The organism is Citrobacter sp. wls827 (assembly GCF_005280875.1).
Lineage (GTDB): Bacteria > Pseudomonadota > Gammaproteobacteria > Enterobacterales > Enterobacteriaceae > Citrobacter > Citrobacter youngae.
The window spans coordinates 27184-41250 of sequence record NZ_SZWR01000037.1 but is presented as its reverse complement, the minus strand read 5'-3'; the positions used below and the strand labels follow the sequence as shown (position 1 = coordinate 41250).

Genomic DNA, 14067 nt, shown 5'->3' with positions numbered 1-14067 from the left:
GTCCGGCTGGCAAAGCCGGCTTCACCGCCGCCGCCGGTAAGATGAACATGCTGATCGATAATTCCGGGAATTACCCACTTACCGCGGCAATCGATGACCTCTTTGACACCATCAAAGAGTGCAATATCTTTTTCAACAGCCACAATGCGATCGGCATGTATGAGCAGGGAACAGAGGCCTAAATCCTCCGGAGAAAAAACGCGGGCATTGGTCAGTAAAGTAAACATATCGGTCCTGTCAAACGTCGAGGGTGAGAGTCGGCAGGTGAAACAGAATATTGTTGTTATGATGCCCACATTAAAGCCATTACTATAACTGTGACTATTGCCGATTTGTCATCGGTGGATACGGTTATGGCATGATGGGGAATGAGACGTGGATTCGAAGTGGTTAGAAGATTTTCTGGCGTTGAGTCAGTATGGGAATTACTCCCAGGCAGCGATACAGCGGCATATCACCCAACCCGCGCTAAGCCGACGTATAAAGGCTCTGGAGGAGATGTTGGGGGTCCCGCTGTTTGACCGCACCACGACGCCCGTTACACTAACCTGTTATGGCGAACGCTTTGAACCTTATGCCAGGCACGTCCTCAGCACGTTAACAGAGGCGCGCCACGAGCTGTCGGCGATGATGCCAGCAACGGACAATACGCTGGTAATGGTTAGTCTGCATACGCTGTCGGTGAATATCTTGCCGGATATGATCAACTATTTGCGCCAAAGTGAACCGCAATTAAACTTCACGGTAAATGCCAGCATCCAGGGGATTGATAATCACTTTAATGCCCTGATAAACCGGCAAATTGATATGCTGGTGACGTACGATTTACCCTCTTCACAACCGGGGCTGGAGATTGCCGGAGGGCTGAAACGTTCTTTATGGCGATATGAGCGTTTTATCCCGGTGGTTTCTGCGCAACTCGCGGACAAACTGGATGATCCGCATACCGCGATCCCCTGGCTATGCTACAGCGACTATACCTTTGTCAGACGTATTATTGATCCGGCAGAACAACGAGTGCGCCCACGGTTGAAAAAAGTGTTTGAGACTGGGCTAAGCGAAACAATACGAGAAATGGTACTGCGCCATATGGGAATGGCGTGGTTACCTGAATCAATGGTGGCTGAGGAACTGGTGAATCAGGAGATCATTCAGTGTTGGCCAGAAAATTCGGATCTGGTCTGTGAGATCCCAATTGTTGTTTGGGCAAACCTTGACGATCAGCGGTCAGTAATGCAGCGATGCTGGGATAAGTTGCTGCGTTTTTGATTGATGTGGCGATTTTTTCCGCACTTGATACAATGCTAACAAATTGCCCTTGCGAAGGTTATTCGCTTTGGTTAGTATTCACACCCGCTTCAGTGGGAAACAGTAAATATTCCCGCTTTAATGGTCGAAGCATTGTACGCGGCAACTCCGCAAGGAACAGGTTGATTATGCACGAAGCTCTTTTAGTAGTTTTCCTTATTGTGGCAATTGGCTTGGTAGGCTTGATCATGCTGCAGCAAGGCAAAGGCGCTGATATGGGAGCCTCTTTTGGCGCAGGCGCTTCTGGTACACTGTTTGGTTCAAGTGGTTCTGGCAACTTCATGACCCGTATGACAGCTGTGTTAGGAACTCTGTTCTTCATTATCAGTCTGGTGCTGGGTAACATGAACAGCAATAAGACCAATAAAGGAAGTGAGTGGGAAAATCTGAGCGCACCGGCGAAAACCGAGCAAACTCAGCCAGCTGCTCCGGCTCGGCCGACCAGCGATATCCCGCACTAAGTATTCTGTACCGAGGTGGTGGAATTGGTAGACACGCTACCTTGAGGTGGTAGTGCCCTAACGGGCTTGTGGGTTCGAGTCCCATCCTCGGTACCAAATTCCAAAAAAAAGACGCTGCAAAGCGTCTTTTTTTTCGTCTGTCATTTGTGGCTGTAGGCCTGATAAGCGTAGCGCCATCAGGCGTTGTAATAATGTCGGATGGCGGCGTAAACGCCTTATCAGGCCTACATCTCTCATATTCCGCGCATAAAAAAGGCCGCTTTCGCGGCCTTAAGACGATGAATGATTATTTCGCCTTGTTTTCCAGATTCTCAACCTGCGGCAGGCCGGTTGCGGAAGAGGCGGTGAGCAGGCCAGACTGCGCGTAGCCAAACAGCTTCTCGCGGGTATCGGTGATATCCAGATTACGCATAGTCAACTGACCGATACGATCGTCTGGCGAGAATACCGAATCACCTTTCTCCATGGTCAGACGTTCTGGCTTGTAGGTCAGGTTGTCAGACACGGTGTTGAGGATTGAATAGTCGTTACCGCGACGCAGTTCCAGCGTGACTTCACCGGTGATCTGGCTGGCAACCCAACGCTGCAGACCATCACGCAGCATCAGCGCCTGAGAGTCGAACCAGCGGCCCTGATACAGCAGACGACCCAACTGGCGACCGTGCGCGTGATACTGCTCAATGGTGTCTTCGTTGTGAATACCGGTCAGCAGACGCTCGTAGGCGATGTGCAGCAGTGCCATCCCCGGGGCTTCATAGATACCGCGGCTTTTTGCTTCAATGATACGGTTTTCAATCTGGTCGCTCATACCCAGACCATGACGGCCGCCGATACGGTTGGCTTCCAGCATCATCTCAACGTCGTCACTGAAGGTCTTACCGTTCAGGGCAACCGGATGGCCTTGTTCAAAACGCACGGTCACTTCTTCTGCCGGGATCTTCACGCTCTCATCCCAGAACTTCACGCCCATAATCGGGTTGACGATTTTGACGCTGGAGTTCAGGAACTCGAGGTCTTTAGCTTCGTGGGTCGCGCCGAGCATATTGGAGTCGGTGGAATACGCTTTTTCGACAGACATCTTGTAGTCGAAACCACAGGCAATCATAAATTCGGACATCTCATGGCGACCGCCGAGTTCGTCGATGAAGTCGGTATCCAGCCATGGTTTGTAAATCTGCAGTTCGGCGTTGGTCAGCAGGCCGTAACGATAGAAACGTTCAATATCGTTCCCTTTATAGGTGCTACCGTCACCCCAGATATTTACGCCATCTTCTTTCATGGCAGCAACCAGCATGGTGCCGGTGACTGCACGACCCAGCGGGGTGGTATTGAAATAGGTCAGTCCGCCGGTGGTGTTGTGGAATGCACCGCACTGAATGGCAGCGATCCCTTCGGCAACCAGCTGCTTACGGCAATCTACCAGGCGAGCATTCTCAGCACCATATTCCATTGCACGGCGAGGGATGGCGTCATAGTCATCCTCATCCGGCTGGCCCAAATTCGCAGTATATGCATATGGGACAGCCCCTTTTTGTCGCATCCACAGCAGTGCTGCACTGGTGTCCAGGCCGCCGGAAAAAGCGATACCAATACGTTGACCTACCGGGAGATGCTTGAGAATCGTCGTCATAAAATAAAACCCTGCTTGATAGACTGGTGAAGAGGTCGGCTTATTATACTAATTGCATTTTTATGCAAAATAAATGAGTTTTCATTTAATCATCTTTTCTGGATGACAGGAAGAGTTTAGTGATAATTTCGTTAAATAACGGCGTGGATGGCATATTTATCTTGCTGAACATCCACGGGCCAGCATTCATTGATTTGCATAGTCGTAACAAGGTTGACATAACGCATAGTGAATCAATATACTGTGCGCAGATTTTACGTCCCGTCCTCGGTACCAAATCCCAGCAGTATTTGCATTTTTTACCCAAAACGCGTAAAATTTGCCACGTTTCAGGCGCGGGGTGGAGCAGCCTGGTAGCTCGTCGGGCTCATAACCCGAAGGTCGTCGGTTCAAATCCGGCCCCCGCAACCACTTTCCCTTAGAGTTCTTTTTCAAATATACTGTGAAGACTTAGGCCTTCGTAGCTGGATTTGAAAAAAATTCTTTCGGAAGGTTTTCCGAACCGCAGGTGCGGTTATAGGGTTCAGTTATCTAAAGCCCCGATTTATCGGGGTTTTTTGTTATCTGACTACAGAATAACTGGGCTTTAGGCCCTTTTTTTATGTCTTGGGGGTGGGCTTGTCCACATTAGAGCAAAAATTAACAGAGATGATTACAGCGCCGGTTGAAGCCCTGGGCTACGAACTGGTCGGCATCGAATTTATTCGCGGTCGCACATCCACACTGCGCATCTATATTGATAGTGAAGATGGCATCAATGTTGATGATTGTGCTGATGTGAGCCATCAGGTAAGCGCCGTGATGGATGTCGAAGACCCGATCACCGTTGCCTATAACCTGGAAGTCTCCTCTCCGGGTCTCGACCGTCCTCTGTTCACAGCTGAACACTACGTGCGTTTCCTGGGTGAAGAAGTCACGCTGGTTCTTCGTATGGCTGTACAAAACCGCCGTAAATGGCAGGGCGTTATCAAAGCGGTGGACGGTGAGATGATCACGGTCACAGTCGAAGGCAAAGATGAAGTGTTCGCGCTGAGTAATATCCAGAAGGCGAACCTGGTTCCCCACTTTTAACAGTCTGGATTGAGGTGAAAAGCCCGCGATGAACAAAGAAATTTTGGCTGTTGTTGAAGCCGTATCCAACGAAAAAGCGCTGCCACGCGAGAAAATTTTTGAAGCGCTGGAAAGTGCGCTGGCTACAGCAACAAAGAAAAAATATGAGCAAGAGATCGACGTTCGCGTAGAAATCGATCGTAAAAGCGGTGATTTCGATACCTTCCGTCGTTGGGTAATCGTAGAAGAAGTTACTCAGCCGACCAAAGAAATTACGCTGGAAGCGGCACGTTTCGAAGACGAAAGTCTGAACGTGGGCGAATATGTTGAAGATCAGATTGAATCTGTCACCTTTGACCGTATCACTACCCAGACCGCGAAACAGGTTATCGTACAGAAAGTACGTGAAGCTGAACGTGCAATGGTTGTTGATCAGTTCCGCGAGCACGAAGGCGAAATCGTTACTGGCGTGGTGAAGAAAGTAAACCGCGACAACATTTCTCTGGATCTGGGCAGCAATGCTGAAGCCGTGATCCTGCGTGAAGACATGCTCCCGCGTGAAAACTTCCGCCCTGGTGACCGTATTCGTGGCGTTCTGTACTCTGTACGCCCGGAAGCGCGCGGTGCGCAACTGTTCGTAACTCGTTCCAAACCGGAAATGCTGGTTGAACTGTTCCGCATTGAAGTGCCAGAAATTGGCGAAGAAGTGATCGAAATTAAAGCGGCAGCTCGCGATCCAGGGTCGCGTGCGAAAATCGCCGTTAAGACCAACGACAAGCGTATTGATCCGGTCGGCGCGTGTGTTGGTATGCGCGGTGCGCGCGTTCAGGCGGTTTCTACCGAACTGGGCGGCGAGCGTATTGATATCGTCCTGTGGGATGATAACCCGGCGCAATTCGTGATTAACGCAATGGCGCCAGCAGACGTCGCTTCTATCGTGGTGGATGAAGACAAACACACCATGGATATCGCGGTTGAAGCCGGTAACCTGGCGCAGGCGATTGGACGTAATGGTCAGAACGTCCGCCTGGCTTCACAACTGAGCGGTTGGGAACTCAACGTGATGACCGTTGATGACCTGCAGGCGAAGCATCAGGCAGAAGCACATGCAGCCATTGACACCTTCACCAAATATCTCGATATCGACGAAGATTTCGCGACCGTTCTGGTGGAAGAAGGGTTTGCGACGCTGGAAGAACTGGCCTACGTGCCAATGAAAGAGCTGCTGGAAATCGACGGCCTGGATGAACAGACCGTTGAAGCGCTGCGCGAGCGTGCTAAAAACGCACTGACCACTCTGGCACTGGCCCAGGAAGAAAGCCTCGGTGATAACAAACCGGCTGACGATCTGCTGAATCTGGAAGGATTGGATCGTGAGATGGCCTTCAAACTGGCTGCCCGTGGTGTTTGTACGCTGGAAGATCTCGCTGAACAGGGCATTGATGATCTGGCTGATATCGAAGGGTTGACCGACGAAAAAGCCGGTGAGCTGATTATGGCTGCCCGTAATATTTGCTGGTTCGGCGACGAAGCGTAATAAACTGTAGCAGGAAGGAACAGTATGACAGATGTAACCGTAAAAACACTGGCTGCAGAGATACAGACCTCCGTGGATCGCCTGGTACAGCAATTTGCTGATGCAGGTATCCCGAAGTCTGCTGACGACTCTGTATCCGCACAAGAGAAACAAACCTTACTGGCGCACCTGAACCGTGAAAACGGCTCTGCGCCGGATAAGTTGACATTGCAGCGTAAAACGCGCAGTACTCTCAATATTCCAGGTACCGGTGGGAAAAGTAAATCGGTACAAATCGAAGTCCGCAAGACACGCACCTTTGTGAAACGCGATCCGCAAGAGGCTGAACGCCTTGCCGCGGAAGAGCAGGCGCAGCGTGAAGCGGAAGAGCAAGCCCGTCGTGAGGCAGAAGAAGCTGCCAAACGCGAGGCGCAACAAAAAGCCGAACGTGAGGCCGCAGAACAAGCTAAGCGTGAAGCCGCTGATAAAGCGAAACGTGAAGCTGCGGAAAAAGACAAAGTGAGCAATCAACAGACCGACGATATGACTAAAACCGCCCAGGCCGAAAAAGCCCGCCGTGAAAATGAAGCCGCTGAACTGAAGCGTAAAGCGGAAGAAGAAGCACGTCGCAAGCTTGAAGAAGAAGCGCGCCGCGTAGCGGAAGAAGCTCGCCGTATGGCGGAAGAAAATGAGAAAAATGGTGTGAATAACGCTGAACCTGTTGAAGATACCAGCGATTATCACGTCACCACTTCCCAGCACGCTCGCCAGGCTGAAGACGAGAACGATCGTGAAGTCGAAGGCGGCCGTGGTCGTACTCGCAGCACGAAAGCAGCGCGTCCGGCGAAGAAAGGCAACAAACACGCTGAATCTAAAGCTGACCGTGAAGAAGCGCGTGCCGCGGTTCGCGGTGGTAAAGGCGGTAAGCAGCGTAAAGGTTCCGCTCTGCAGCAGGGCTTCCAGAAGCCAGCTCAGGCAGTTAACCGTGACGTTGTGATCGGTGAAACCATCACCGTTGGCGATCTGGCGAACAAAATGGCAGTTAAAGGCTCTCAGGTCATCAAAGCGATGATGAAACTGGGCGCAATGGCGACCATTAACCAGGTCATCGACCAGGAAACCGCACAGCTGGTTGCCGAAGAGATGGGCCACAAAGTTATCCTGCGTCGTGAAAACGAGCTGGAAGAAGCGGTAATGAGCGACCGTGATACCGGCGCTGCGGCTGAACCGCGCGCACCGGTAGTCACCATCATGGGTCACGTTGACCACGGTAAAACCTCTCTGCTGGACTACATTCGTTCCACGAAAGTGGCCTCTGGCGAAGCAGGCGGCATTACCCAGCACATCGGTGCGTACCACGTTGAAACTGACAACGGTATGATCACCTTCCTGGATACCCCGGGTCATGCCGCGTTTACCTCCATGCGTGCTCGTGGTGCTCAGGCAACGGATATCGTGGTTCTGGTTGTTGCAGCAGACGACGGCGTGATGCCGCAGACTATCGAAGCAATCCAGCACGCGAAAGCGGCAGGTGTGCCGGTAGTGGTTGCAGTCAACAAGATCGATAAACCAGAAGCGGATCCTGATCGCGTTAAAAACGAACTATCCCAGTACGGCATCATGCCGGAAGAGTGGGGCGGCGAGAGCCAATTCGTTCACGTTTCTGCGAAAGCGGGTACCGGTATCGACGAGCTGCTGGATGCTATCCTGCTGCAGGCTGAAGTTCTGGAACTGAAGGCTGTTCGTAAAGGTATGGCGAGCGGTGCGGTTATCGAATCCTTCCTGGATAAAGGTCGTGGTCCGGTTGCTACCGTACTGGTGCGTGAAGGTACGCTGCACAAAGGCGACATCGTACTCTGTGGCTTCGAATACGGTCGCGTTCGTGCGATGCGTAACGAATTGGGTCAGGAAGTACTGGAAGCAGGTCCATCCATTCCGGTGGAAATCCTCGGTCTGTCCGGTGTTCCGGCTGCAGGTGACGAAGTTACTGTCGTTCGTGACGAGAAGAAAGCCCGTGAAGTTGCACTGTATCGTCAGGGCAAATTCCGTGAAGTTAAACTGGCTCGTCAGCAGAAATCTAAACTTGAAAACATGTTCGCTAACATGACTGATGGTGAAGTTCACGAAGTGAACATCGTCCTGAAAGCCGACGTGCAGGGTTCTGTCGAAGCGATTTCTGACTCTTTACTGAAACTGTCTACCGACGAAGTCAAAGTGAAGATCATTGGTTCTGGCGTAGGTGGTATCACCGAAACCGACGCGACTCTGGCAGCGGCATCCAACGCGATTCTGGTTGGCTTCAACGTCCGTGCTGATGCATCTGCACGTAAAGTTATCGAATCTGAAAGCCTGGATCTGCGTTACTACTCCGTCATCTATCATCTGATCGACGAAGTGAAAGCAGCGATGAGCGGCATGCTGTCTCCGGAGCTGAAACAGCAGATCATTGGTCTGGCTGAAGTGCGTGATGTGTTCAAATCACCGAAATTCGGCGCTATCGCAGGCTGTATGGTTACCGAAGGTACGATTAAACGTCACAACCCAATCCGCGTACTGCGCGACAACGTGGTTATCTATGAAGGTGAGCTGGAATCCCTGCGCCGCTTCAAAGATGATGTCAACGAAGTCCGTAACGGCATGGAATGTGGTATCGGCGTTAAGAACTACAACGACGTTCGCGTTGGCGATATGATCGAAGTGTTCGAGATCATTGAGATCAAACGTACCATCGCATAATCTTCGTCGTCTTTTGGGCCGCAACTTGCAGCCCAAAATCCTGAGAAGATGATTAAGCGTAGGCCGGGTAAGCGAAGCGCCACCCGGCAAGAAATTTAAAAAGGGGCTTATTGCCCCTTTTTTGTCTTTATTCTGGAGAATTTATTATGGCGAAAGAATTTGGTCGCCCGCAGCGCGTCGCGCAGGAGATGCAGAAAGAAATCGCACTCATCCTGCAGCGCGAAATCAAAGACCCACGCGTGGGCATGATGACTACCGTGTCTGGTGTTGAGATGTCCCGTGATCTGGCGTATGCCAAAGTATTCGTGACGTTCCTGAACGACCAGGACGAAGCTGCCGTTAAAAATGGTATTAAGGCGCTGCAGGAAGCTTCTGGTTTTATCCGCTCTCTGCTGGGTAAAGCCATGCGTCTGCGTATCGTGCCGGAACTGACCTTCTTCTACGACAACTCACTGGTCGAAGGGATGCGCATGTCCAACCTGGTGACCAGCGTGGTGAAACATGACGATGAGCGTCGTGTGAACCCAGCGGACGACAGCAAGGAGGACTGATGAGTCGTCCTCGTCGTCGTGGTCGCGACATTCACGGTGTTCTGCTGCTGGACAAACCGCAAGGCATGTCCAGCAATGACGTACTGCAAAAAGTAAAGCGCATCTACAATGCCAACCGCGCGGGGCATACCGGCGCGCTGGATCCGCTGGCGACAGGCATGCTGCCGATTTGCCTCGGTGAAGCGACGAAGTTTTCACAGTATTTGCTGGATTCTGATAAACGCTATCGTGTGGTTGCCCGTCTGGGCCAGCGTACTGACACCTCGGATGCTGATGGGCAAATCGTGCAGGAACGTCCGGTAACCTTCACCGCTGAGCAGCTTGCAAGCGCGCTGGAGACTTTCCGCGGCGATATCGAGCAGATCCCGTCAATGTATTCGGCGCTGAAGTATCAGGGTAAGAAGCTGTACGAATATGCGCGTCAGGGCATTGAAGTGCCGCGTGAAGCGCGCCCGATTACCGTCTATGAGCTGCTGTTTATTCGCCATGAAGGTAACGAGCTGGAGCTGGAAGTTCACTGCTCCAAAGGCACCTATATTCGCACCATCGTTGACGATCTCGGTGAGAAGCTGGGCTGCGGCGCGCACGTAACGTATCTGCGTCGTCTGACGGTCAGCAAGTATCCGGTGGATCGTATGGTCACGCTGGAGCATCTGCGTGAACTGGTTGAGCAGGCAGAACAGCAAAATATTCCGGCGGCGCAGTTGCTTGATCCTTTGCTGATGCCAATGGACAGTCCGGCATCAGACTATCCGGTAGTTAATTTACCTTTAACATCGTCGGTTTACTTTAAAAATGGTAATCCGGTACGGACGTCAGGTGCGCCGCTGGAAGGACTGGTGCGCGTGACGGAAGGTGATGAAGGCAAGTTTATCGGCATGGGGGAAATGGACGATGAAGGTCGTGTTGCTCCCCGCCGCCTGGTGGTTGAGTATCCTGCATAGCGCTCTCTGTCTTGCGATAAAAGGGCGCTGCGAGTAGAATACTGCCGCTTAACGTCGCGTGAATTGTTTAACAATCTGCGTGGCGTATACTGGGATAGCTGAATTAGAGATCGGCATCCTTTCATTCTTATCACTTTGGAGTTTTAAAATGTCTCTAAGTACTGAAGCTACCGCTAAAATCGTTTCTGAGTTTGGTCGTGATGCAAACGACACCGGTTCTACCGATGTTCAGGTTGCACTGTTGACTGCACAGATTAACCACCTGCAGGGCCACTTTGCAGAGCACAAAAAAGATCACCACAGCCGTCGTGGTCTGCTGCGCATGGTTTCTCAGCGTCGTAAACTGCTCGACTACCTGAAACGTAAAGATGTTGCACGTTACACCGCGCTGATCGAGCGTCTGGGTCTGCGTCGCTAATTCTTTCGAGTTTCAGAAAGAGGGGGCCTTCATGGCCCCTTTTTTCCAGCAGATGGCAGCAATTCGCTGGAAACTAATGTATTGTTGCTATGAATGATCTTCCGTTGCAGAGGTTCGCGCGGCTAATGAGAGGCTTTACTCATGCTTATGGGTTAGGGTTGTCATTAGTCGCGAGGATGCGCAGAAGATCGGGTATTAACGATGGCGCAAAATGTGCCGTCAAAAAATAGAGAAAGGATATTATTTTGCTTAATCCGATCGTTCGTAAATTCCAGTACGGTCAGCATACCGTTACGCTGGAAACCGGCATGATGGCGCGTCAGGCGACTGCCGCTGTTATGGTTAGCATGGATGACACTGCGGTATTTGTTACCGTTGTTGGCCAGAAAAAAGCGAAACCAGGCCAGGATTTCTTCCCGCTGACCGTTAACTATCAGGAGCGTACCTACGCTGCTGGCCGTATCCCGGGTAGCTTCTTCCGTCGTGAAGGCCGTCCGAGCGAAGGCGAAACCCTGATCGCGCGTCTGATTGACCGCCCGGTTCGCCCGCTGTTCCCGGAAGGCTTCGTTAACGAAGTTCAGGTTATCGCGACCGTTGTTTCCGTTAACCCGCAGGTTAACCCGGACATCGTGGCAATGATTGGTGCATCTGCTGCGCTGACTCTGTCTGGTATTCCATTCAACGGCCCGATCGGTGCTGCACGTGTTGGTTACATCAATGACCAGTACGTACTGAACCCGACTCAGGACGAACTGAAAGAAAGCAAGCTGGACCTGGTTGTTGCAGGTACTGAAGCAGCCGTACTGATGGTTGAATCCGAAGCTGAACTGCTGAGCGAAGATCAGATGCTGGGTGCTGTTGTGTTCGGTCACGAACAGCAGCAGGTTGTGATTCAGGCTATCAACGAGCTGGCGAAAGAAGCTGGCAAACCGCGTTGGGACTGGCAGCCAGAAGCCGTCAACGAAGCGCTGAACGCGCGCGTTGCCGCACTGGCAGAAGCTCGCCTGAGCGATGCTTACCGCATCACCGACAAACAAGAGCGTTATGCTCAGGTTGACGTAATCAAATCTGAAACCATCGCGACTCTGGTGGCTGAAGACGAAACCCTGGACGCTAACGAACTGGGTGAAATCCTGCACGCTATCGAGAAAAATGTTGTTCGTAGCCGCGTACTGGCAGGCGAGCCGCGCATCGATGGCCGTGAAAAAGACATGATCCGTGGTCTGGATGTGCGTACTGGCGTTCTGCCGCGTACCCACGGTTCCGCACTGTTCACCCGTGGCGAAACTCAGGCGCTGGTTACTGCGACCCTAGGCACCACTCGTGATGCACAGAACCTCGACGAACTGATGGGCGAGCGTACTGACAACTTCCTGTTCCACTACAACTTCCCTCCGTACTGCGTAGGTGAAACCGGTATGGTCGGTTCTCCGAAGCGTCGTGAGATTGGTCACGGTCGTCTGGCGAAACGTGGCGTACTGGCAGTGATGCCGGAACTGGATAAATTCCCGTACACCGTGCGTGTGGTTTCTGAAATCACCGAATCTAACGGTTCTTCTTCTATGGCTTCCGTATGTGGCGCTTCCCTGGCGCTGATGGACGCAGGCGTGCCAATCAAAGCCGCCGTTGCGGGTATCGCGATGGGGCTGGTGAAAGAAGGCGACAACTATGTTGTTCTGTCTGACATCCTGGGCGACGAAGACCACCTGGGCGATATGGACTTCAAAGTGGCGGGTTCCCGCGACGGTATCTCTGCACTGCAGATGGATATCAAAATTGAAGGTATCACCAAAGAAATCATGCAGGTTGCTCTGAACCAGGCTAAAGGTGCGCGTCTGCACATCCTGGGTGTGATGGAACAAGCGATCAACGCACCGCGTGGCGATATCTCTGAATTTGCTCCGCGTATCCACACCATCAAGATCAGCCCGGACAAGATCAAAGACGTTATCGGTAAAGGCGGTTCTGTTATCCGTGCTCTGACCGAAGAAACCGGCACCACCATTGAAATCGAAGATGATGGTACCGTGAAGATTGCTGCGACCGACGGCGAAAAAGCGAAATATGCTATCCGCCGTATCGAAGAGATCACCGCAGAGATCGAAGTAGGCCGTATCTACAATGGTAAAGTGACCCGTATCGTTGACTTTGGCGCATTCGTTGCCATCGGTGGCGGTAAAGAAGGCCTGGTACACATCTCTCAGATCGCTGATAAGCGCGTTGAGAAAGTGACCGATTACCTGCAGATGGGTCAGGAAGTACCGGTCAAAGTTCTGGAAGTTGATCGCCAGGGCCGTGTACGTCTGAGCATTAAAGAAGCAACTGAGCAGTCTCAGCCTGCAGGCGAACCGGAAGCTCCGGCAAGCCAGGGCGAGTAAGGTTGCCATTGCCCTCCGTGAGAGCGGAGGGCCTTTAACCCGGCAGGATGCCTTGTTAGCAACCGGGGAACCTGGACGTTCATTCAATCGTTGTCTTCGGGAGTGGGAAATGAAGCCTTTTTTGCGCTGGTGTTTCGTTGCGACAGCACTCACGCTGGCTGGATGCAGTAATTCCACCTGGCGTAAGAGTGAAGTCCTCGCAGTACCATTGCAACCGACTTTGCAGCAGGAAGTGATTCTGGCACGTATGGAACAAATTCTTGCCAGTCGGGCTTTAACCGATGACGAACGCGCACAGCTTTTATATGAGCGCGGAGTGTTGTATGATAGTCTCGGTCTGAGGGCACTGGCGCGAAATGATTTTTCACAAGCGCTGGCAATCCGACCAGATATGCCTGAAGTATTCAATTACTTAGGTATATATTTAACGCAGGCAGGCAATTTTGATGCTGCCTATGAAGCGTTTGATTCTGTACTTGAGCTTGATCCAACTTACAACTACGCGCACTTAAATCGCGGTATCGCATTGTATTACGGCGGTCGCGACAAGTTAGCGCAAGATGATCTGCTAGCGTTTTATCAAGACGATCCCAATGATCCTTTCCGTAGTCTGTGGCTTTATCTCGCCGAGCAGAAGCTCGATGAGAAGCAGGCTAAAGAAGCGTTAAAGCAACGCTTTGAGAAATCGGATAAAGAGCAATGGGGATGGAACATTGTCGAGTTCTACCTGGGCAACATTAGCGAAGCAACGCTGATGGAACGCCTGAAGGCGGACGCAACGGATAACACCTCGCTCGCTGAGCATCTCAGTGAAACCAACTTCTATTTAGGTAAGTACTACCTAAGTCTGGGGGATTTGGACAACGCTACGGCATTGTTCAAACTGGCGGTGGCTAACAACGTTCATAACTTTGTTGAGCACCGATACGCATTGTTGGAATTATCGCTCCTGGGCCAGGACCAAGATGACCTGGCAGAATCGGACCAGCAATAGCTGACGTACACATCAGCCCGTAATCTTTTTTGATTGCCATCACCTTCACGGGTGAGGGCGTTGTTGTTCGTTAATACACCT

General features: G+C 51.8%; 11 protein-coding genes, 2 tRNA genes and 1 pseudogene. 12 read left to right on the top strand and 2 right to left on the bottom strand.

Annotated features, from left to right (window positions below; translation table 11 throughout):
- A pseudogene (locus FDX03_RS23805) lies at positions 1 to 227 on the bottom strand (beta-aspartyl-peptidase); the annotation flags it as partial.
- 148 nt (positions 228 to 375) lie between these two features.
- Here FDX03_RS23805 and FDX03_RS22215 point away from each other — a divergent pair.
- From FDX03_RS22215 to FDX03_RS22205, 3 genes are all read left to right on the top strand, one after another.
- On the top strand, positions 376 to 1269 hold the full coding sequence (locus tag FDX03_RS22215; RefSeq protein WP_061068684.1) for a LysR family transcriptional regulator: 894 nt from the start codon (positions 376 to 378) through the stop codon (positions 1267 to 1269).
- Between the two features lie 167 nt (positions 1270 to 1436).
- Positions 1437 to 1769 carry a preprotein translocase subunit SecG gene (secG, locus tag FDX03_RS22210; protein ID WP_137346596.1) on the top strand — a complete coding sequence of 111 codons (333 nt, stop codon included), beginning with the start codon at positions 1437 to 1439 and terminating at the stop codon, positions 1767 to 1769.
- A gap of 9 nt (positions 1770 to 1778) precedes the next feature.
- A tRNA-Leu gene (locus tag FDX03_RS22205) sits at positions 1779 to 1865 on the top strand.
- A gap of 190 nt (positions 1866 to 2055) precedes the next feature.
- Here the strand turns inward: FDX03_RS22205 and argG are convergent.
- Positions 2056 to 3399 carry an argininosuccinate synthase gene (gene argG / locus FDX03_RS22195; RefSeq protein WP_005131837.1) on the bottom strand — a complete coding sequence of 448 codons (1344 nt, stop codon included), beginning with the start codon at positions 3397 to 3399 and terminating at the stop codon, positions 2056 to 2058.
- 334 nt (positions 3400 to 3733) lie between these two features.
- Between argG and FDX03_RS22190 the strand changes: the two genes are divergently transcribed.
- The 9 genes from FDX03_RS22190 (at position 3734) to nlpI (ending at position 13986) form a co-directional block, all read left to right on the top strand.
- Positions 3734 to 3810: transfer RNA gene (locus FDX03_RS22190), tRNA-Met, on the top strand.
- A gap of 207 nt (positions 3811 to 4017) precedes the next feature.
- Positions 4018 to 4470, top strand: a complete 453-nt coding sequence (gene rimP / locus FDX03_RS22185; protein ID WP_003024996.1) for a ribosome maturation factor RimP — start codon at positions 4018 to 4020, stop codon at positions 4468 to 4470.
- 28 nt (positions 4471 to 4498) lie between these two features.
- Positions 4499 to 5986 carry a transcription termination factor NusA gene (gene nusA, locus FDX03_RS22180; RefSeq protein WP_043017784.1) on the top strand — a complete coding sequence of 496 codons (1488 nt, stop codon included), beginning with the start codon at positions 4499 to 4501 and terminating at the stop codon, positions 5984 to 5986.
- 24 nt (positions 5987 to 6010) lie between these two features.
- The gene (gene infB / locus FDX03_RS22175; protein WP_048213393.1) at positions 6011 to 8701 is read left to right on the top strand and encodes a translation initiation factor IF-2; all 2691 of its coding nucleotides are present in this window, start codon (positions 6011 to 6013) and stop codon (positions 8699 to 8701) included.
- A gap of 146 nt (positions 8702 to 8847) precedes the next feature.
- Positions 8848 to 9252 carry a 30S ribosome-binding factor RbfA gene (rbfA, locus tag FDX03_RS22170; protein WP_003024988.1) on the top strand — a complete coding sequence of 135 codons (405 nt, stop codon included), beginning with the start codon at positions 8848 to 8850 and terminating at the stop codon, positions 9250 to 9252.
- Entirely contained in the window at positions 9252 to 10196 is a 945-nt protein-coding gene (gene truB / locus FDX03_RS22165) for a tRNA pseudouridine(55) synthase TruB (protein ID WP_048213392.1), read from the top strand. The genes rbfA and truB overlap by 1 nt, the downstream gene beginning before the upstream one ends.
- 148 nt (positions 10197 to 10344) lie before the next feature.
- Positions 10345 to 10614, top strand: coding sequence for a 30S ribosomal protein S15 (rpsO, locus tag FDX03_RS22160; protein WP_000059465.1), 270 nt, complete (start codon positions 10345 to 10347; stop codon positions 10612 to 10614).
- 245 nt (positions 10615 to 10859) lie between these two features.
- On the top strand, positions 10860 to 12992 hold the full coding sequence (pnp, locus tag FDX03_RS22155) for a polyribonucleotide nucleotidyltransferase (protein ID WP_047408353.1): 2133 nt from the start codon (positions 10860 to 10862) through the stop codon (positions 12990 to 12992).
- A gap of 109 nt (positions 12993 to 13101) precedes the next feature.
- The gene (gene nlpI, locus FDX03_RS22150; RefSeq protein WP_040234121.1) at positions 13102 to 13986 is read left to right on the top strand and encodes a lipoprotein NlpI; all 885 of its coding nucleotides are present in this window, start codon (positions 13102 to 13104) and stop codon (positions 13984 to 13986) included.
- Positions 13987 to 14067 lie beyond the last annotated feature (81 nt).